The sequence below is a fragment of the Pseudonocardia sp. genome (assembly GCF_029263155.1).
Taxonomy (GTDB): Bacteria; Actinomycetota; Actinomycetes; order Mycobacteriales; family Pseudonocardiaceae; genus Pseudonocardia.
Genome location: NZ_JAJCYB010000074.1, coordinates 187,167 through 206,333 on the forward strand (window position 1 = coordinate 187,167; position 19,167 = coordinate 206,333).

Genomic DNA, 19,167 nt, shown 5'->3' on the forward strand with positions numbered 1-19,167 from the left:
CGCACCGTACCGGCCCTCACCGGCGCCATCGCGGCGAGTGCCGCCCGGGTCCGAGACACCGGGTTCGGCGCGGCGGCAGATCGGGCCCTCGACGGCGCGGGCCGACCCGCCGAGCCGCCCCCGATCCCCCGACGGCCCGGTCGCGGCCGGGTCGGCGATCTCCCGGAGCGGACCCGGGCCCCGCGGACCGACGCCGGGTCCGCTACCCGCGGGCGGCCGCCGGGTGCGCGGGGACGCCGACGAGATGACGGCCGAGCCGGCGCGCCAGCGCCATGACGGTGAACGTGGGCGGCAGGCCCCAGGCCACGGGGATCACCGACGCGTCGCAGACGTACAGGCCGCGGATCTCGGTCTGCAGGTCGGTGTCGACGACGTCGCCGACCTTCGCGGTACCGCCGGGATGCACGGCCACGTGCCCGGCCGCGAACACCGAGCGCGCGCCGGCGTGGCGCAGCACGTCACGGGCCCGCGCCTCGCCCCGGCCGAGCACGGACCGGTCCGCGCCGGTCAGCGGCTTGTCCACACCGCCACGGCCGGTCAGGCGGCCGCTGAGCACGTCGCGGGCCTTGACCATCACCGTCAACGTGCTGCGGTAGGCCGCCACCCGGTCCGGGCGGCCCGCGGCGACCGTGAGCGCGGAGTGCAGCCACCGTGGACGGCACAGGTCGGTGAGCACGTACCCGTCCTCGGCGAGCCGGTCGCAGGCGGCGAGCATCGCCGGTTCCGGGCCCGCGTCCAGGCCGTCGACGGAGCCGGACACCGCGAGCACCGGGTCGTAGAAGAAGTCGCGACCGGCCCGGGCGATCCCGCTGGCGCGCAGGATCACCGGCGTGCCGAGCCCGCCCGCGGCCAGCACCACCCGCCCGGCGTCGACGGCGACGGTGCGGCCCCCGATCCGCAGCTCCACCCCGCACGCCATCCCGGACCGCACGATGACCCGCTCGGCCCTCGCCCCGGTGACGACCCGCGCCCCCGCCCCGATCGCGTCGTCGACGAACTCCCGCGCCGTCCAGCGGGCCGCGCCGAACGCGCCGAGCCCGTCGCGGCGCAGCCGGTGCTGGTCGACGAACTTGGGGACCGGCTGCCAGTCCAGCCCGAGGGCCCGGGCGCTGTCCAGCAGCCGGGTCGCGCGGGGCCCCATCAGCTCGCGCGGGAGCGCCGCAGGCGCCAGTTCCGTCCGCAGTGCGTCGACGTCGGAGCCCAGGTCCAGGCCGTGCGCGCGCAGCACGTCGAGCGGGGGCTCCCACGCGGAGCCGAAGTAGTACATCGAGCTGCCGCCCAGCGTGACGCCGCGCAGCACCAGCACCGATCCGGAGCGGAACAGGCTGCGGCCGGGCACGAACAGCTCGCGCAGGGCCTGCCGTGCGCGCCCGCTCGGCGGATCGGCCCGCCCGCGCTCGACGAGAAGCACCCGGGCCCCGGCTCGCGCCAGCTCGCGGGCCACCCCGGCACCACCGGGCCCGCTGCCCACCACGACGCAGTCGTACCCGGCGCTGCCCATCGCTCCAGCATCCACTCCCGGCCCGGCGCACCGGCATGTCCTGCGAGGACGAAGCTGCGACGCCCCGGAGGGCCGGCATCGACACGTGCCGGTGCTCATCCTGCGCTGCCCGGACTGCGGACACGAGTTCCGCTCGCCGGTGGTGGAGGGCGCGAAGGCCCCCGGGCGGTGGACGTGTGCCGAGTGCGGGGGCCGTCGCGCGGAGCCGCACGGCACCGAGGTCGGCCTGCATCCGTTCCCGGGCGGCGCGTCCTGCCGGTGCTGCGGCCGAACCCGCGGCTCCGACCGGTCGTCGACGGCGCCGGCCGCCGGGCCGCCCGGACGGGCGCGATCTCGGTGCGAGCCGGTCGGTGACCGCGCAGCCGCGGATCAGTGGATGCGACGGACCGCGGACGCGGTCCCCTGCGCGGTGATCTCGATGACGACGGCGCCCAGGGCCAGCGGGCCGGTGGCCAGCTGGTAGGCGGGCAGCCGGGTGAAGTCCTCCCCGCGCAACCGGGCGGCGAAGTGGACGGGGTCGAACCCGCCGCCGGTGAACCCGAGCGGGCCGGTCATGCCGAGTTCGGTGACGTAGGCGGTCCCGCCGGGCAGCAGGTGCCCGCGCAGGGTCGGGTCGTGGGTGTGCGTGCCGACCAACGCCGAGATGCGCCCGTCGAGGGCGTGGGCGAAGGCGGCCTTCTCCCAGGGGGACTCGCCGTGCAGGTCGATCAGCACCGCCCCGGGCAGCGGCTGCTCCCCGGCGATCCCGGTCCAGGACGGCCACAGCTCCCGGGGCTGCGGCGCCTTCATCGCCGGCAGCGCCGCGGTGGGGGAGAGCAGGTTGAGCACCGTCAGGACGCGGTCGCCGTCGCGCAGGGTGAGCAGGCCCCGGCCGCGCGTCTCGTCGAGGTTGGCCGGGCGTACGACCTGCGGGCGGGCGAGCACCTCGTCGACGTCGGGTCCGTCCCAGGAGTGGTTGCCGCCGGTGACGGCGTCGACCCCGGCCTCCAGCAACAGGTCGACCACCTCGACGGTCATCCCGAAACCGTCCATCGGCAGCGGGCCGGTGACCGCGCAGTTCTCGGCGTTGACCACGACGAAGTCGGCCCGGTGCTCCTCGCGCAGCCGGGGCAGCCGCGCGGCGAGCCACGCCGCCGCCTCGGCACCGACGACGTCGCCCACCGCCAGCACGGTCATCGGTGCGGTCGGTGCGTCGGGTGTCACGCGCCGGCCCCTGCGGTCGCCGCGGTCCGCAGCGCGGCGCCGGCCCGGCGGGCCCCCTCGACCAGGGAGGCGAGCTTCGCCCAGGCGATACGGGGGTGGACCGGGGTGAACGAGGCGAAGGTGGCGAACCCGCAGTCGGTGCCACCGATGACCCGTTCCACGCCGACGACCTGTGCGTAGCGCAGCAGGCGCTCGGCGACCAGATCGGGATGCTCGACGTAGTTGGTGCAGGTGTCGATCACGCCGGGGACGAGGATCTTGTCGTCGGGCAGCGGATGGTCCTCGAAGACCTTCCACTCGTGGGCGTGCCGGGGGTTGGCCGCCTCGACGAGCACGGCGCGCGGGCGGGCCCGCACGACGATGTCGACGATGTCGGCCAGCTCCACGTCGCGGTGGTGCGGCGACTCGTAGTTGCCCCAGCACAGGTGCATCCGCATCCGGTCCGGGTCGATGCCTGCGGTCGCCGCGTCGAGGGCCTCGACGTGCACCGAGATCGCCCGGCGGAACTGCTCGACCGAGGCGTCGGCGTGCTGGGCGTGGCGGCCCAGGGCCAGATCCGGACAGTCGATCTGGAGCAGGAAACCCGCCTCGACGACGGCCTCGTACTCGGTGCGCATCGCCGCGGACAGGGCGGCCAGGTAGTCCTCGTGCGAGCCGTAGTGCCGGTTGGCCAGGAAGATCGAGATGACGCCCGGGGACGCGGCGGGGACCACCACCTCCGCCGGACCGGAACCGCCGAGCGCGTCGACGGCCGTGCGCAGCTCGCGCAGCTCGGCGGCGAGGTCGGCGGCCCTGGTGTAGCGGACCGGGCCGGTGCACGCCGGCGTCGCGGTCACCAGCCCGGCCAGGGCCTGCGCGGTCATCTCCGGGTAGTCGGCCAGGTCGGCCAGTTCCAGCGCACCGGCCTCCCCGTCGAACCCGCTGAGCCGCTCCTTCACGTAGGTGCTGTAGCCGATCTTGCTCTGCTCGCCGTCGCTGCCGGCGTCGATGCCGATCTCCCCCTGCCGGCGCAGGACGTCGGTGATCGCGCGGCGCACCATGGCGGGCAGGCCCGCGAGGGCCGCGGCGTCGGCCTCGCCGTTCTCCCGGGCCACCATCGCCGCGGCCAGCTCGGGTGGGCGCGGCAGGCTCCCGGTGTGCGTCGTCAGGATCGCCGTCGCGGAGCTGGTTCGCATGGCGCCCGACGCTATCCACCCTCCGGAAACATCGACCGCATGCAGGATGAACAATGGATGGATCATCCATCCGTATCGGCGCGACAATTCGGATAGATGTTCCGACTGCTCTAGCGTGACGGCGTGGACGGCGAACCGGAGGCACGGCCGAGCGGCTCGGTGCGCGACCGCATCCGCGGGCTGACCCCGAGCCTGTCCCCGGCAGGACGGCGCATCGCCGAGGCGGTCATGCGCGACCCGGCCCGCGTCGTCGAACTGACCGTGACCGATCTGGCCGTGGAGAGCGGCACGTCCCTGGCCAGCGTGGTGCGGTTCTGTCAGGAGCTGGAGCTACGCGGCTTCGGCGACCTGAAGCTGCGTCTGGCCGCGGAGACCGCGCGTTCCCCCGCCGCGGAGCCGGGTGGGTCCGGGCCGCGAGGGATACTGCAGGAGGTCCTGCACTCGAGCGCGCAGGCGCTGCACGCCGCCGCGACCGCGGTGGACGCCGACGTCTTCGCCCGGGTCGCCGGGCTCGTCGCCCGCTCGCCGCACGTGTTCGTGATCGGCGTCGGGACCTCGGCACCCCTGGCACAGGACTGTGCCTACCGGCTGCGATCGGTCGGAGTGCTCGCCGAGGCCGCGGCCGACGTGCACGTGCAGCACGTCGGCGCCGCATTCCTGCGGCCCGGCGCCACCTGCGTGGCCGTCAGCCACACCGGGCAGACGCGCGAGACCCTCGCCGCCGCCGACGCGGCGAAGGCGGCAGGCGCCGACACCGTCGCGGTCACCAGCTTCCACCGCTCGCCGCTGACCGAGCTGTGCGGCCACGCGCTGGTCGCCGGATCCGTCGAGACCCGCCACCAGATCGAGGCCCGGGCCAGCCGGCTGGTCCACGCGGCCGTCCTCGACGCGCTGCACAGCGCGGTCGTGCAGCTACGCGCCGGGTCGCCCGCGGCCGCTGACCTGGCCGCCCGGATCGTCGCCGAGCACCGCATCTGACCCGGCTGCCCGTCGGCGGCGGCGGGGCTCGAGGTCGACGACGCCGGTCACCCGCCGCCGCGGGAGACCAGCCCGTGCTCCCAGGCCCACACCGCGATCTCCACGCGGTTGCGGGCCGACAGCTTGGCCCCGACGTTGCCCACGTGCGTCTTGACCGTCGAGACCGCGAGGAACAGCTCCCCCGCGATCTCGGCGTTCGTCCGGCCGCGGGCGATCGCGCGCACCACGTCGAGTTCGCGGCGGGTCAGGGGTACGCGCTCGCGGTCGCGCCGCCCGATCCGGGGCCCGGCGGTGAGGGAGCGGGCGGGGACGGGCCGCACGCCGGCGATGTCAGGTGGCATCCGTCGTGGCGCCCACGCGGGGCGCGGCGTGGTCGTCCTCCACCCACTCGAGCAGGTCCCCCGGCTGGCAGTCGAGGACCCGGCACATGGCCTCGAGGGTGCTGAAGCGCACCGCCTTGGCACGACCGTTCTTCAGCACCGCCACGTTCGCGGGGGTGAGCCCGACCCGCTCGGCGAAGTCCCCCACGCTCATCTTCCGCCGGGCGAGCTCGACGTCGATCCGGACCACGATGGCCATCAGATCACCGCCTCCATGTCCGCCCGCAGCGTCGTCGCCTGCCGCAGCAGGGCGCGCATCACCACCATGAGCAGGCCGACGGCGGCCCCGACGAGCAGGAGCAGCAGGTGCAGTGCCGCCAGGCCCGGCGCGTCCTCGAGCTCGGCGACCGCGAAGACCGGCACCAACGCGCCCAGCAGCAGCACCCACGCGACGGCCATGGCCCACACGATCGCGTCCACCCAGGGCAGCGAGGCCGCGCTGAAGATGCGGTCCCGCGCCACCATGGTCAGCAGCCTGCCGGTGCACACGATCACCACCTGCACGCACAGCAGGCCGAGCACCGCGAGGATCATCGACGTCCAGTCGAGGCTCGCCACCTCCGGCGGGTCGCCCGCCGTCAGCTCGGACATGCGCGGCAGTACCAGCCCCAGCACCGCCAGCTGCCCGGCCGTCACGACCGTGAACAGCAGGACGAGCAGGACACGCAGGGGCAGCACGGCCCGATGAGTCGTCAGCACACGACGAGTGTCGATCTCAATCTATCGATTGTCAATCGCAATCAGGTGGAGCACGATGGATTCGGCGGCCCCCTCAGGGCGCGAGGTGCTCGACGAACCAGTCCCGGGCCGGTCCGCAGGCGGCGTCGAACCCCGTGACGTAGGCGTCGAAGTGCCCGCCGGGCAGGATGCCGAGCTTCTTGGGCTCGCGGGCCTTCTCGTACGCCGCGATCGCCAGTTCGCAGGGCGTGAGGTGGTCACCGAGTGCCGGCAGCAGCAGCAACGGGGTCGGGCTGATGTAGGGCAGGTAGCTGACCGGCTCGTACTCGGTGAACATCTCCACGCTGCGCAGTGTCACCTCGTTGCGCCACGACGGCGCGCGGCTCTTGCCGGTCTCGGTGAACCACGTGTACGAGTCCGGTGTGGGCAGCGCGGACGGCGCGAGGGGGTCCGCGTCCACGACCGGGACCATCGCCGGCGGGTCGCCACGGAAGCGGGCGAGGCGGTCGTTGTCGAACATCTCGCGGAACCCGGCGATGAAGTCCGCGCGCACCAGTGCGCGCAGGTTGTCGTGCCCGCTGACCAGCGGGACCTGGCTCACGACCGCCTTGACGCGGCGGTCGATCGCGGCCACCACCAGCACGTGCCCGCCGGAGTAGCTGCTGCCCCAGACACCGATCCGGGACGCGTCTGTCTCGGGCAGGGTGCTCGCGTAGGTGATGGCGTGGCGGTAGTCGCGGACCTGCGCCCACGGGTCGATCTCCTGGCGGGGCTCGCCGTCGCTGGCCCCGAAGTTGCGGTTGTCGTACACCAGCGCGTTCAGGCCGGCGGCGGCGAACACCTCGGCGAACGAGTCGAGGTACATCTCCTTCACCGCAGAGAAACCGTGTGCCATCACCACCGTGGGCGCGGCCGTGCCGGCCCCCTCCGCCGGGTAGAACCATCCGCGCAGGGTCACGCCCTCTGCGTCGAACTCGACATCGCGACGAGCCATCCGAAGTCCTCCTGGGATCGACCGGCCGACCCGGGACCTGGGTCCGACTCAGCCCCGGGTCGCTGTGGACCCAGTCTCCGGCTCGCGACCCGCAGCGCGTTGAACCGCCGCGACAGACCGTTGAACCCGCGCGCCACCCTCCGCGGGACGGCGGCGGTAGTCGCTGGGCGAGCGTCCGTAGCGGGCCTTGAACGCGCGGCTGAAGTGGCTGGTGTCGGAGAACCCCCACCGCCGGGCGATCGCGGCGATCGACCGGTCGGACCCGGCCAGGTCATCGCGGGCACGGGCCAACCGGCGCACCCGGATCACCTCGCTCACGGTCTCGCCGGTGGCGTTGAAGATCCGGTTCACCGTGCGGGTGGACACCCCGTGCGCGGTCGCCACGGCGGCCGGGGTCACCGTGTCGTCGAGCAGGTGCTGCTCGATGAACCGGTCCATCACCGCGCGCAGCGCGGGCCGCGCCGTGCTCGTCGACGGCACGTCCCCCTCGGTGCGCACCGCGCCGACGAACAGTTCCAGGGTCGCGTTGCGCGCCGCCGCCACCGCCGCGGGCGGCAGGCCCGGGAGGGCGTCGCTCAGGGTGTCCAGATAGCCGGTGAGCAGCCGGGTCGCCGGGGCGAGACCGTCGAGCAGCACCCCGCCGGTCATCCAGGTACGCCCGCTGACCTCGTCCAGCGCGGCCCGCGGGATGAGCAGGCTCCGCTTGGACAGCGGCTCCCACACGGCGAACCGCGCCGGCCGGGTGCTGTCCCACGCGACCGCGTCACCGGGCGACAACTCCGCCTCAGCGCCGCACTGGCTCACGGTCTCCCGCCCGACACGGGTGATCAGGACGACGACGAACTCGCCGTCGGTGTCGGCGACCTGGCGACGCTGCCGAGTGCCCGAGCAGGGACCACACTCGCAGTCGACCAGCGCGAGGTCGTCGATCCACCACCGCCGCACCCGGGCTTCGAACACCGGCGCGTCGACCCCGGCGGGAACCGACACCGTCCACGGGAGGTGGGTCGCCGACAGCATCTCCTGCCAGTCCGACGTCCGGTCCCCCGAGCCCGTCGCCCAGGTCTCGCCACCGTGGCCCATCAGCACCTCCGCCCGACATCACCGTCGAACAGTCCCCACGACCGTAGGTGAGCCCACCTGCCACCACCACCGGTCATCGGCGTGAACCGGAGCGCCGGCCGAGGCGCCGGGATCAGCGGGACGGGATCTGTCGATTGCGCCCGTCGGGCCCCGACGACGAGCGGACGGGGCCGGTCAGCGGAGGCCCGCCCCGGCCACCGCGACGTCCAGCCGCACCTCGGCCGAGCCGAACCGCAGCTCGCGCTGGCGCGCCAGCCACGCCCGCTGGGCCCAGCCGTAGCGGCCCAGCGCGCGCGCACCGCGCCTGGCCAGCGCATAACGCCAGGTCGCGGCGCGCGCGTCGCCCTGACCCCGCGCCTCCCGCCGCTGCAACTGCTGGGCGCGGCGGATCTCGGGCTCGCGCTCGGCCTGCACGGCCCGGCACGCGGCATCGACGGCGGGCGGGTCGGCCGGGGCGGTCGCCAACGGGACCAGGTGATTGGCGGCCACCACCACATCGCGCAGGGCGAGGTTGATGCCCTGGGCCCGCACCGGCGACATGGGGTGCGCCGCGTCTCCGAGCAACAGCACTCCCGGCACGGACCACGTGGGGGCGAACCCCACGAGGACGGTGAGCCGGATGGGCCCGTCGACCTGCCCGCGGTGGGTGAGCACGTGCTCGGCGAGCCACCCCGGGGCCGACTGCACGGCCGTGTGCAGCCAGTCGCCCCGCAGCGCCTCGGCGAGACCGCCCTTGGGCATGATCAGGCCGCACTGGAGCTGGTCGTCCCACGAGGTGTAGGCGACGAGCGGGTGGCGACCCCGGGCGATCATGATGTGGAAGTCGGTGCGGGCCTCGGCGGTGGGTGGCCCGGGGGACTTGAACCACAGCACGTCGTAGTCCTCGGCCGAGCGCGTCAGCTGCAGACCGCAGTGCTGGCGCACCGACGACCCGCGCCCGTCGCACCCCACGACCAGATCCGCGGGCCACTCGGTCTCGCCGTCCGGTTGCACGGCACGCACCCCGACCACCCGTCCGGAGGCGTCGTGGACGGGGGCGGCGAACCGCGTGCCCGGGTGGTACGAGAAGCCGGGGTGCTCGCGGGCGGCGTCGATGATCCGCTCCAGCAGCGCGGCGGGCGAGGCGACCCGGAAGGCACGCTCGCCGAGCTCGGCGACCGGCTCGGGGATCCGGAACACCTCCTCCCCGTCGATGTGGATGCGCCAGCTCGACACCGCCCGGCCCGGCACCGCGGCGAGCACCTCCCCGAGCCCCAGCTCGTGCAGCGCGTCGATGCCCAGCGGCATCAGGCCCTCGCCGCGGAAGGCAGCCCCGGCCGAGTCCTCACGTTCGAGCAGCCGCACCTGCGCGCCGTGTCAGGCCAGGAGCAGCGCCAGCGACGCGCCGGCCGGGCCGGCACCCACGATCACGATCCTCACGTGTCCTCCTCGAGACGATGCCGTCCACGTTAACGCAACGCTGCGTTGCATTGCAACGGGAAGTTGCATTAGGTTGGGCCCGTGACCGACGAGCGACGACGGCCGGGAGGGCGGACGGCCCGGGTGACGGCCGCGGTGCGGGCCGCCACCGTGGCGGCGCTGACCGAGCACGGGTGGAACGGGCTGGCCGTCGAGGACGTCGCGGCGCGGGCCGGGGTGAACAAGACGACGATCTACCGGCGCTGGGGCGGCCGCGAGGCCCTCGTCGCCGACCTCCTGCTCGCCGCGGCGGACCAGGGGACCGCGCTCCCGGACACCGGCACACTGCGCGGGGACCTCGCGGCCTTCACCCGCCAGGTACGCGACGCGCTCGTGGCGCCCGCCAACCGCGCGCTGCTGTCGACCCTCGCCGCCGGCGGGCCCGACAGCTCGCTCGCCGAGCTGGGGCGCGGCTACTGGGCCGCCCGGTTCGCCCGGGCCCGGCCGATGGTCGAGCGGGCGGTGGACCGGGGCGAGCTGGCGGCCGGTGTGGACGCCGACGCGTTGATCGTGCGCGTCGTCGGGCCCGTCTGGTTCGGCGTGTTCGGCCCGGGCACCGCCGTCGACGACGCCTTCGTCGAGGGCTGCGTCGAGATCGTGCTGGCGGGGACGGCGGCCACGGGCCGGCGCTGACGGGTCGTCGAGGCCGCGGCGTCGTCCGTCACCCGTCGGCAGATCGACCGCTATCGGTCGGAGCGCTCGCTCCCCCGCCCCGCGCGCAGGAGGAGCCACAGCGTCAGCCACAGCTCGCCCACCACCGACGGCACCGCGACGACGGCGAGCAGGACGCCCGCGTAACGGTCGTAGTCGACCAGCGCCACGTGCGCCGCGGTGTCGAGGGCGTACGCGGCCCCCGCGACCACCAGCAGCCAGCCGAGTGGTCGCGGCGCGATGCGGGAGCCGACGATCGTCGCCCCCACCACCACGAGGTGCAGACCGAAGACAGCGAGGCCGACGAGCCAGGTGAGGTCGAACGCCGCCACGGCGGCGGCGACCCCAGCCTCGCGGGTCGCGGGGTCGAGCCCGGCGAACGCCGGTTGGCTCGACAGCTGCAGGGCGATGAACAGCGGCACGATGGCGACGCCGAGGAACGCGGTGTAGGTCAGTCTCGACCACGCCGCGAGCAGCGACCGGTCGCGTCCCGCCGGACGCAGCACGACGAACAGCGCCCACGCGATGACGACGTCGAGGACGAAGACCACACCGAAGGCCAACACCGCCGCCCGCACGACCGGTGCCTCGGCCGCGAGCGCGGTCAGCGTCGCCGCCGGGTCGTCCGGGTCGACGAGCCGGGTGACGACGGCGAAGTTCGCGAAGATCGCGAGCACGAACAGGGCTGCGTAGCTGCTGCCCGCCCACAGTGCGGCGGCGCGGGGCGTGGTGTCGGTGACACCGGCGGCCTGCGCGGCGGCGGACGGGCCGGGTGAGGTCTGGGACACCGCCGTCACGTCGCCTGCCCGACCACGATCACGGACTTGCCGCGCGCCCGGCCGCCGGCGAGGTCGGCCAGCGCCGCGCCGGCCTCCTCCAGCCGGTACCGGCGGCCGACGGCCGGGCGCAGGATGCTGTCGGCCAGCAGCGCGGCCAGCCGGTCGGAGCTCGTGTGGTGCTCGCGTGCCACGAACGTCGTCAGCCGCTGCCGCACGAACACCGACAGCGCGAGGGCGCGCAGCTGCCGGTCCACCCCGCCGCCGATCCGGTCACCGTCCTCGCCGCCGACGATGACCAGCGTCCCGGTCGGCGTCAGGGCCCGGCGCAACCGGCGCAGCGGTCGCCGCCCACCGGTGTCGATCACCAGGTCGTACCGCAGGCGACCGTCGACCGGGTCGCCGGTCGTGTAGTCGACGACCTCGTGCGCCCCCAGCGAGCGCACCAGGTCCAGCTTCGCCGGGCCGGCCACGCCGGTCACGTGCGCCCCGGCGGCCCGGGCGAGCTGCACGGCGTGGCTGCCGACCCCGCCCGACGCGCCGATGACGAGCACCCGCTGCCCGGCCTGCACCCGGCCGATGTCGTGCAGGGCCTGCAGGGCGGTGCCCCCGGAGACGGCCACGGTGGCGGCCCCGACGAGGTCGACGCCGTCGGGGACGTGGCTGAGCTTGTCCTCGCGCGCGAGCGCGTACTCCGCCCAGGTACCGGCACCGATGCCGAAGACCCGCTGCCCCACCGCGAAGCGCGTCACGCCGGGGCCGAGGGCGACGACGACGCCGGCCAGGTCGAGGCCCGGGACCGGTTGGCGCGGACGGCGCAGGCCGAAACCGAGCCGCACCGCGAACGGCATCCCCGTGACGAGGTGCCACACCCCGCGGTCGACCCCCGCGGCGTGGACGGCGACGAGCACCTCACCGTCGCCCGGCCGGGGAACCGGACGCTCCGCCGGCGCCAGCCGGTCCGGCGACCCGTACGCGTCCTGCACGATCGCGCGCATCCGCGGCGGGACATCGGCCGCGGGCGCCTGTTCGTCGCGGGCTGCTCGTCGGGCTGCGGTCATGACCGTCCTCCTGCTCGTCAGACTTGCCGTACTTTGTACGATCCGATGCGGCGACGCTAGCCGTACAATGTACGAAGGGTCAATGGCCGACGGTGGGGAGACACTCGTATGCAGCAGGCCGACGGCCCGGGACCACGACGGCCCGGGGGCCTCAGCCGCGAGCGGGTGCTCGCCGCGGCGACCGCCCTCGCGGACCGGGTCGGGGTGGAGGGCCTGACCATCCGGGCCCTGGCGGCGGACCTGTCGGTCAAGCCGATGTCGCTCTACCACCACGTGGCGGGCAAGGAGGCGATCCTGGACGGCGTGGTCGACCAGGTCTTCGGCGAGATGGACCGGCCGCCACCCGGGCTGCCCTGGCAGGAGGCGATCCGCGTGCGGTGCCGCTCCGCGCGGGCCGTCCTCGCCCGGCACCCGTGGGCCGCCCCACTGCTGGAGTCGCGCACCTCCCCCGGCGAGGAGACGCTCGCCCACCACGAGGCGGTGCTCGCGTGCCTGCGCCGCGGCGGCCTGTCGGTCGCCCTGACGGCGCACGCCTACGCCGTCCTGGACAGCTTCGTCTACGGCTTCGCCCTGCAGGAAGCGGCGCTGCCCTCGCACGGAGAGGCCGAGTTCGCACAGGTCGCGGCACAGATCATGGACGGCCTCGACGCCCAGCGCTACCCCTCGCTGGCCGAGCTGACCCGCGAGCACGTCCTGCGGCCGGGATACAGCTTCGGGTCCTCCTTCGACGTCGGTCTCGACCTGCTGATCGACGGGCTGACCGCGCTGGACGATCAGGAGCGTGGCCCCGGTGTCGCGTAGTTCACGCCCGCCCGGACCCGTGGTCTCAGCGCCAGGTCAGGGCGAGTGGCGCCGTCCGGCCACCCCCGATCCCTGCCGATCCGCGGCACGGGTCCGCCATCCACCGAACGCTCAGGAGCCGGGAGAACCCGAAGAATGCGACTGTTCCTGGCTGCACTCGTACTCGGTCTCGGTGCCGTCCTGCCGGCAGCCACACCTGACCGATCGATCGCGGATGTCATCGACCGTGAGTTCTCCGCATCGGGCGTGCCCGGCGTGGCCTACGCCGTCGTGGTCGACGGTGAGATCACCTCGGTCGGCGCGCGCGGGGTCGCCGAGATCGGAGGCGACGAGGAGGTCACGCCGACCACGGCCTTCCTGACCGGCTCGATCTCCAAGAGCTTCACCGCACTGGCCGTGATGCAGCTGGTCGAGGCGGGCGAGGTCGACCTGGATACCGGGGTCTCGCACTACCTCCACGGCTTCTCCGGCCGGCCCGCCGGTGCGATCACCGTCCGGCAGCTGCTGAGCCACACCAGCGGCTTCTCCACGCTGCAGGGGAACGTCTCGCACACCGACACCACAGGCGGGAGGGACGAGCTCGAGCGCCGGGTCGACCGGATCGCAGAGGTGATCCCGGCCCATGAGCCCGGCGAGACGTGGGAGTACTCGAACACGAACTACCAGATTCTCGGTCGGTTGGTCGAGGTCGTGAGCGGGCAGGAGTACCAGGCCTACGTTGCCGCCCACATCCTCGAACCGGTCGGCATGGAGCACAGCTTCGTCGCCGACGGCGAGGTCCACGAGTCCATGGCGACCGGGCACCGGCCGTGGTTCGACACCACACGGCCGCTGCCCGCGAACCCGACCGATCGCGGGACGGCCCCGCAGGGAGGAGTGGTCGCGAGCGCCGGCGACATGGCCCGCTACCTGCAGATGATGATGAACGGCGAGGACGACGTCGTGAGCGCCGGGAGCAAATCACTGATGATGCGCCCGGCCGGTGCGGAATCGCCGTTCTACGGCTTCGGCTGGTTCGTGGACCCGGACGACGGGAGTGTGTGGCACTCCGGGTCGAGCCCCGGCTTCGAGTCGCTCGCGACGATGGTCCCCGCCGAGCGGAAGGCCGCTGTCGTGCTGGTCAACGGGGGTAGTGGAACGGGCTTCGGCGAGACGACCCGGCTCCGCAACGGGATCGTCGCCGCCGCGTTGGACCTCGACTACGACGACGGTGGGTCCCGCTGGCCGCAGAAGGCCCTGTTCATCGCCATGGTGCTGCTGCCGGTCGGCTATCTGCTCAGCATGGTCTGGGCCTGGCGTCGCCGGGGCGAGATACGCGCCAAGTCGGGCGCCTTCGGCCTGTTCAGCCTGTGGTTCCCGCTGCTCACCACGTTCGGTGCGGCGTGGGTCGTCCTCGGCCTGGTGCCGAGCCTGATCGGCGCACCACTGGCCACGATCGCCCTGTTCCAGCCCGATCTCGGTCTGGCCCTGGTCGCCACCGCGGGGACCGGTGTGCTCTGGGCGGTGTTCCGGCTCGGGGTGGCCTACACCGGCCGATCCGGGCCCGCCTGATCGCGGGTTCCCACCCGCCGCACCTACCGGCGATCATGCCCTCCATCGTCGTCCTGCTCACCGCGACCGACCGGCTGCCCGACGAGATCGCCATGCACTTCGCCCTCGGCGGGGCCGCTGATGGCTTCTTCGACCGGTGGGCCGTCGTCGCGATCCTCGTCGCGTTCGCGGTCGGCTCCACCGCGGTGTTCGCGCTGCTCACCCACCGCCATGCGCGCCTGTCGCCCGCCCCGATCGCCTCCGGCGACCCCGGGCGCCAGCTGGCCGGAACCGCCTGGGCCGTCGCGGGGGTCTTCGGCACCGTGACGTACTTCGCGATCGCGGCCAACCTCGACCTCGCCGACGCCGCGGACGCCGTCCTCCCCGGCTGTCGAATCCGCTTCACCTGCCCGCTGTCTCCACGTCTCGACACAGCTCCGCCACAGCCGGGCGGTCGTCCATCCGAGGGTGAGCCGCCGGATCCGGCCGCTCTTCGTCGGCCCGACCATCTCGGCAGCGGTTCCGCGGCTGATCGTCAGGACCTCCCCGTCGAGATCGCCGATCTGCAGCGCGGCCAACTCACCACGGCGGGCGCCGGTGTCCGCGGCCAACCGCGCCAGGAGCAGAACCTGTTCCCGACGGTGGACCTCCACCAGACCGGCCGATGACGTGAGACGTTGACGGGCGTCGGCGACCTAGTCGCCGGCGACCTGCAGGATCCGGCGGACCGTCTCGACAGGGGCGTGGAGCCGCGTCGTGCTCGTCGACGGCCCGCGCATCCCCCGCAGCGGCGGCGCGTCCAGGATGCCCTCCCGGTAGGCCCACCCGAATGCCGAGCGCAGGCACCGCACCCTGGCCGCGATCTCGCAGTTCCCACACTCCGGGGTGTCGCTGCCGCATCGAACCGCTGCCCCGAGATCTGTTCCTCGTGCCCGACCGTACGGCGGCCCCGGGAAGCGACGGTCGATCGATCCGACCTGGCATCCTGACGCGGTGGCGATGCCGGAACCGGATGTGGCACGGGTACGGCGCTGGTGCGCCGCGCGGGTACCCGAGCACGCCCTCCACCAGGTTCGTATCGAGTGCGACGCCACCCCACGCCACCTGACGATCGTCGAACGCCGCGCTCCGTGGCGCGCCGATCTCGGACCGGACTGGACCACCCTCCCGGTCGCTCGCCTGCGCTACACCGCGACCGACCGGACGTGGACGCTGTACTGGCGCGACCGCAACCTGCGCTTCCACCGCTACGACCAGCTGGCCGCCTCACCGCAGGTGGACGATCTCCTCGCCGAGATCGAGCACGACCCCACCGCCATCTTCTGGGGTTGACCTATGGCCGGGACGGCCGACCCCCTCACCGCGATGGAGACGGTCCAATGTTGGGATGACTGTGGGGACGTCGCGCGTCGAAATGACCTGAACGGCCGCCGAGAGCGACACGTATCCGCAGGTCGGGACCCTCGCGAAACTGGTGCGCCCGAAGGGATTCGAACCCCTAACCGTCTGATCCGTATCGGCACGCCGACACCGGCACCCGCGGCGTCCTGGGCATCGCTGCATGCGCGAGGCATCAAACCGGTCGCAAGATGCAGGGTGTGGCGACAGTTCGTGGACCAACCCGTGGACCACGACTGTCGACTGTGGAGCGCTCGCCTTCCCGCATTTTGGCGCGGTCGAGAAGCCCTCGACTGGAGCCGACCTGGCACACGATACGCCTGCATCGCCAGAGGTCAGGCGTCCCGGCGCTGGCGAGGTGCTTGCACCTCATCGGAGGACGTGCCCGCGCGAGCCGCCTCCACGCTGCGCTGCAGTGCAACAAGCAGGTCCTTCATGTTGTCGTCAGGAACGACGCCTGTCGTGTCTGCCGTGGGGCTCGAAGCAGCACCCACGACATGCAGGGCGACCGACTCCAGACGGTCGACCCGGGCAGCCAGGTCCGCCAAGGTGACCTGGCTCGAACGCGGCTGCGTAGGCCGCCTGTCCTCGATCCACCGGCGGATCAGCGCAGTTGGCTTGACCCGCTCAGCTTCGGCCTGATCCCGAACCCAGTCGAGCAAGGACTTGGGCAGACGCAGTGAGGTGACGACCATCGGGTCCGGTTCGACCTCGGTTTCCCACGTCGCCGTCTCGATTTCCTCGCTGAGGTCGGTGCTGCCGAAGTGTTCGCGTAGTTCCGCCAGATCCTTGTCGTTCATGTCATCTGCCCTCCGATGCGGGCTGGGATTGGGAGTCAACGTGCTCGGCGGATGAAGGTCCGACGCTCGCTGTCGGTCATGTCTCGCGCGGTGACGACGAACATTCGTCCGTCCTCACCGTTGGACAGGACAACCACCAGGTAGCGGCCGGCGTCGGTCGTACCGAACGCAACCTGCGTGCCGCCCCTGCCGGAGTTGAGCAGGCGAGGCCTACTGAAGACCGCCTGCTCAACCTCAGCCGGGTCGACCTTGTGCCGGGCTATGTGGTCCTCGCTGTCCTCGGTCCACCGAATCTCCCGCACCCACCTGAGCGTACTACGACGTACTACACATGAGTAGCAGAGCGACAGGACCTCGACACCCTCGCGTCGCGCGGAGGAGTGCGCTGTCAACGAACGGGAACCACCCAAGTCGACGCCAAGACCGTGGACCGAGATCAACTAGTCACCTTGAACAAGGATCTAACCCCGACCGTTCGTGCTGGTCAGGGCTAGTGTGACGATGGTGCGCCCGAAGGGATTCGAACCCCTAACCTTCTGATCCGTAGTTCGGACGTTGGCGTACGCATGGCGGGCGACCTGGGCGGACGGCGGCGAGAGTGGCGGCCGGGCGCGCAGATTCGGCACCACGTGTCAGCAGTTCGTGGATCAATTCGTGGATCGAGATCAACATCCCGCGCCCGCGGCGTGCTCGACTTGCGGCTTGGCCGGACTGCGCTCTACTTCGGTCGTGATCGCGCGACCAGTACTGGAAGCTCACCACGCCTACGTACGCGGAGACAACGCGTGGCAGCAGCGTGCGCGCCTGCACCAGTCCCTCTGGCGGCAAGCACACGGTCTGCTCGCCGGCATGCACGGTGACAAGCCGCTCGGTTCGCGCCTCCCCCCAACCGCCGACGCCGAACCTCCGACACTCTCGAACTACCTCTCACCACAAGCGCAGCACTGCGTCGAGGGCGCCGTCGCGGAAGCGCCGAAGACCGGTGCTCTCCTCGGCCGACCGCGGCTCTGGGTCGACCTACTCTCCAGCCAGCCGCTTTGCTTCAACCTGTTCGGGCCCCTTGCCGAGGACCACACGCTCGCCGGGCGGGTCCTGTCGATGCTCTGGCCCGACATCCGCACGGTCAACGACATCCGATTCGAGTGGTCACCCGGCCGGGGCGACGAGGCCTACACCGGCAACCGCTCCGCGTTCGACGTCTTCGTCGACTACGACGGCCCGCTCGGGCGCTCGTTCCTCGGGATCGAGGTCAAGTACCACGAGGACCTCTCCGGCAGAGCCGCGAAGGACGAGAACGGCAGGTACACGGCCTTGGCCAACAAGCACGGGATCTTCCGCGAGGATCTCGTCCCCGCACTGCAGAAGCCCCCGCTGCAACAGATCTGGCTCGACCATCTCCTCGCCCTGCAGCTGAGATCCAACCCGAAGAACGACGGCTGGAAGGCCGGCACCTTCGCACTGCTGTATCCCGTCGGCAACACCGCCTGCGCCGACGGTGCGGCGCGCTATCGCCGATGCCTCACCGACGTCGAAACCTTCGACGCTCGCACGCTCGACGACGTCGTCCAGGCCGCCCGACTGACGAGTCCAGCTTCATGGCCAGACGATGTGTACGCCCGCTATCTCGATCCGACCCTGGTCAACGCCACGATCGCCGATCCCGCCGGCGCATAGCCGGCTCGTCGTTCGCGGCATACTTCCCGCCGTGGACTACGAGGTCTCGACGCCCGTACCCGGCTCCGTCGTCGAGGCCGTGTCGCCAGTACGTCTTCCTTTCGAGCCCAGAGGCTGGCTCGTCGACTTCCGGCGTGACCTCACGCAAGCTTGCAGGACTCTGACAGCCGGCCCTGACCAGGTTCTTCACGCCGCCTACAGCTCGGCCGACCGTCGACTGTCCGACATCGAGAACGTCCTGAGCTACAACCTCGGAACCGGCGCTCTCCGGGCGGCCGCCGCGCACGGACTCATCCTCGAACGATCCTTCACCACACCACCAACTGGTCCGCACCACTACCGCTACGAGCTCGTCCTCGACAGTGCTCCGTGGCGGTACTGGCGACCGAGCCGGCTACTGGCCGACCTCACCATGGACGCCCCACTGTCCCTGTTCACCGAGCCGAAGGCCGGACGGTGGTGGCTCGCGGCCCGCCGCGGCGAGGTCACCGCACAGTCGAACCGCTCGGAACCACCCGAGGCCTATGCCTTGTCGATCACGGTGTCGCCTCCGGCCGGATGGCGCGGAAGCCTGTCGGGACTGATCAAGCCCCTCGCCGACGGCGTCGTCTCCGCACTCCACAACCACGCCGACCCGGTCGACCAGATCGTCGACCGCGCATCGTCGATCGACCCCACGCTCACGACCGGAGAACTGACAGCGCTCCTTGCGCGAACGGGACCAGCACCGCTCGGCACCGTGCGGCTCCTCACGCCACGGGGCGCCGGGGTGCAGTGGCTGCCAGCAGACGACGGCATCGTGGCGCTCGACATCCGGATCACGAGCCGTATCGCTCCGGGAACGGTCAAGGCGAGGGCACACCTCGTCGAGAAGCTCCCCCAGCCACGGCTGACAGTGAGTATGTAGGGGAGCCCCGCAGCGGTCGTCCTGACCCAACGTCTGACTGGCTGCGTGCCTTTAACGGGATCTGTCGGTCGGTCCGCTGCGGGGCTCGTTCTGCACTCACCAGACGCGCGGTGTGACCT

At 72.6% G+C, this 19,167-nt stretch carries 20 protein-coding genes and 1 pseudogene; 8 read left to right on the top strand and 13 right to left on the bottom strand.

What is annotated here, in order from left to right; translation table 11 throughout:
- Positions 1-202 precede the first annotated feature (202 nt).
- The 3 genes from Q1K26_RS15490 to Q1K26_RS15500 form a co-directional block, all read right to left on the bottom strand.
- The gene (locus Q1K26_RS15490) at positions 203-1,501 is read right to left on the bottom strand and encodes an FAD-dependent oxidoreductase (protein WP_300012592.1); all 1,299 of its coding nucleotides are present in this window, start codon (positions 1,499-1,501) and stop codon (positions 203-205) included.
- A gap of 369 nt (positions 1,502-1,870) precedes the next feature.
- On the bottom strand, positions 1,871-2,677 hold the full coding sequence (locus Q1K26_RS15495) for a YmdB family metallophosphoesterase (protein ID WP_300012594.1): 807 nt from the start codon (positions 2,675-2,677) through the stop codon (positions 1,871-1,873).
- 23 nt (positions 2,678-2,700) lie between these two features.
- Positions 2,701-3,879 (bottom strand): cobalamin-independent methionine synthase II family protein, encoded by a 1,179-nt coding sequence (locus Q1K26_RS15500; protein ID WP_300012597.1) that lies wholly within the window; start codon positions 3,877-3,879, stop codon positions 2,701-2,703.
- A 123-nt stretch (positions 3,880-4,002) separates the two neighbouring features.
- On the opposite strand from Q1K26_RS15500, the gene Q1K26_RS15505 reads away from it, so the two are divergent.
- Complete coding sequence (locus tag Q1K26_RS15505; RefSeq protein ID WP_300012600.1) at positions 4,003-4,857, top strand: MurR/RpiR family transcriptional regulator; 855 nt, start codon at positions 4,003-4,005, stop codon at positions 4,855-4,857.
- A gap of 47 nt (positions 4,858-4,904) precedes the next feature.
- On the opposite strand, the pseudogene Q1K26_RS15510 reads toward Q1K26_RS15505, so the two are convergent.
- From Q1K26_RS15510 to Q1K26_RS15535, 6 genes and pseudogenes are all read right to left on the bottom strand, one after another.
- A pseudogene (locus Q1K26_RS15510) lies at positions 4,905-5,108 on the bottom strand (LuxR C-terminal-related transcriptional regulator); the annotation flags it as partial.
- Between the two features lie 79 nt (positions 5,109-5,187).
- Complete coding sequence (locus Q1K26_RS15515; RefSeq protein ID WP_300012603.1) at positions 5,188-5,436, bottom strand: helix-turn-helix transcriptional regulator; 249 nt, start codon at positions 5,434-5,436, stop codon at positions 5,188-5,190.
- Complete coding sequence (locus Q1K26_RS15520; protein ID WP_300012606.1) at positions 5,436-5,936, bottom strand: DUF2975 domain-containing protein; 501 nt, start codon at positions 5,934-5,936, stop codon at positions 5,436-5,438. The genes Q1K26_RS15515 and Q1K26_RS15520 overlap by 1 nt, the downstream gene beginning before the upstream one ends.
- Positions 5,937-6,009: 73 nt before the next feature.
- Entirely contained in the window at positions 6,010-6,909 is a 900-nt protein-coding gene (locus Q1K26_RS15525; RefSeq protein ID WP_300012609.1) for an alpha/beta fold hydrolase, read from the bottom strand.
- 48 nt (positions 6,910-6,957) lie between these two features.
- Complete coding sequence (locus Q1K26_RS15530) at positions 6,958-7,992, bottom strand: helix-turn-helix domain-containing protein (RefSeq protein ID WP_300012612.1); 1,035 nt, start codon at positions 7,990-7,992, stop codon at positions 6,958-6,960.
- Positions 7,993-8,166: 174 nt separating this feature from the next.
- Positions 8,167-9,336: an FAD-dependent monooxygenase gene (locus tag Q1K26_RS15535; protein WP_300012615.1), complete on the bottom strand. Its 1,170-nt coding sequence runs from the start codon at positions 9,334-9,336 to the stop codon at positions 8,167-8,169.
- Between the two features lie 156 nt (positions 9,337-9,492).
- Between Q1K26_RS15535 and Q1K26_RS15540 the strand changes: the two genes are divergently transcribed.
- Complete coding sequence (locus tag Q1K26_RS15540; protein WP_300012618.1) at positions 9,493-10,083, top strand: TetR/AcrR family transcriptional regulator; 591 nt, start codon at positions 9,493-9,495, stop codon at positions 10,081-10,083.
- A 50-nt stretch (positions 10,084-10,133) separates the two neighbouring features.
- Here Q1K26_RS15540 and Q1K26_RS15545 read toward each other — a convergent pair whose 3' ends face one another.
- Positions 10,134-10,898: a DUF4386 domain-containing protein gene (locus tag Q1K26_RS15545; RefSeq protein WP_300012621.1), complete on the bottom strand. Its 765-nt coding sequence runs from the start codon at positions 10,896-10,898 to the stop codon at positions 10,134-10,136.
- A complete protein-coding gene (locus tag Q1K26_RS15550) occupies positions 10,895-11,938 on the bottom strand; it encodes an NAD(P)-dependent alcohol dehydrogenase (protein ID WP_300012624.1) in 1,044 nt (347 codons plus the stop codon). The genes Q1K26_RS15545 and Q1K26_RS15550 overlap by 4 nt, the downstream gene beginning before the upstream one ends.
- 108 nt (positions 11,939-12,046) lie before the next feature.
- Between Q1K26_RS15550 and Q1K26_RS15555 the strand changes: the two genes are divergently transcribed.
- From Q1K26_RS15555 to Q1K26_RS15570, 4 genes are all read left to right on the top strand, one after another.
- On the top strand, positions 12,047-12,739 hold the full coding sequence (locus Q1K26_RS15555) for a TetR/AcrR family transcriptional regulator (protein ID WP_300012627.1): 693 nt from the start codon (positions 12,047-12,049) through the stop codon (positions 12,737-12,739).
- Between the two features lie 135 nt (positions 12,740-12,874).
- Positions 12,875-14,290 (top strand): serine hydrolase domain-containing protein, encoded by a 1,416-nt coding sequence (locus tag Q1K26_RS15560; protein WP_300012630.1) that lies wholly within the window; start codon positions 12,875-12,877, stop codon positions 14,288-14,290.
- A 35-nt stretch (positions 14,291-14,325) separates the two neighbouring features.
- A complete protein-coding gene (locus tag Q1K26_RS15565; RefSeq protein ID WP_300012633.1) occupies positions 14,326-14,937 on the top strand; it encodes a DUF1648 domain-containing protein in 612 nt (203 codons plus the stop codon).
- A 331-nt stretch (positions 14,938-15,268) separates the two neighbouring features.
- A complete protein-coding gene (locus Q1K26_RS15570) occupies positions 15,269-15,601 on the top strand; it encodes a DUF3024 domain-containing protein (RefSeq protein ID WP_300012671.1) in 333 nt (110 codons plus the stop codon).
- Between the two features lie 401 nt (positions 15,602-16,002).
- Here Q1K26_RS15570 and Q1K26_RS15575 read toward each other — a convergent pair whose 3' ends face one another.
- Together Q1K26_RS15575 and Q1K26_RS15580 are read right to left on the bottom strand one after the other, a co-directional pair.
- Positions 16,003-16,467: a hypothetical protein gene (locus Q1K26_RS15575; RefSeq protein ID WP_300012636.1), complete on the bottom strand. Its 465-nt coding sequence runs from the start codon at positions 16,465-16,467 to the stop codon at positions 16,003-16,005.
- A gap of 35 nt (positions 16,468-16,502) precedes the next feature.
- Entirely contained in the window at positions 16,503-16,769 is a 267-nt protein-coding gene (locus tag Q1K26_RS15580) for a hypothetical protein (protein ID WP_300012639.1), read from the bottom strand.
- A gap of 427 nt (positions 16,770-17,196) precedes the next feature.
- Here Q1K26_RS15580 and Q1K26_RS15585 point away from each other — a divergent pair, with 427 nt between their 5' ends.
- Both Q1K26_RS15585 and Q1K26_RS15590 read left to right on the top strand, forming a co-directional pair.
- Positions 17,197-18,141, top strand: coding sequence for a hypothetical protein (locus Q1K26_RS15585; protein WP_300012642.1), 945 nt, complete (start codon positions 17,197-17,199; stop codon positions 18,139-18,141).
- 31 nt (positions 18,142-18,172) lie between these two features.
- Positions 18,173-19,048, top strand: a complete 876-nt coding sequence (locus tag Q1K26_RS15590) for a hypothetical protein (RefSeq protein WP_300012645.1) — start codon at positions 18,173-18,175, stop codon at positions 19,046-19,048.
- The last annotated feature ends 119 nt before the right edge of the window (positions 19,049-19,167 follow it).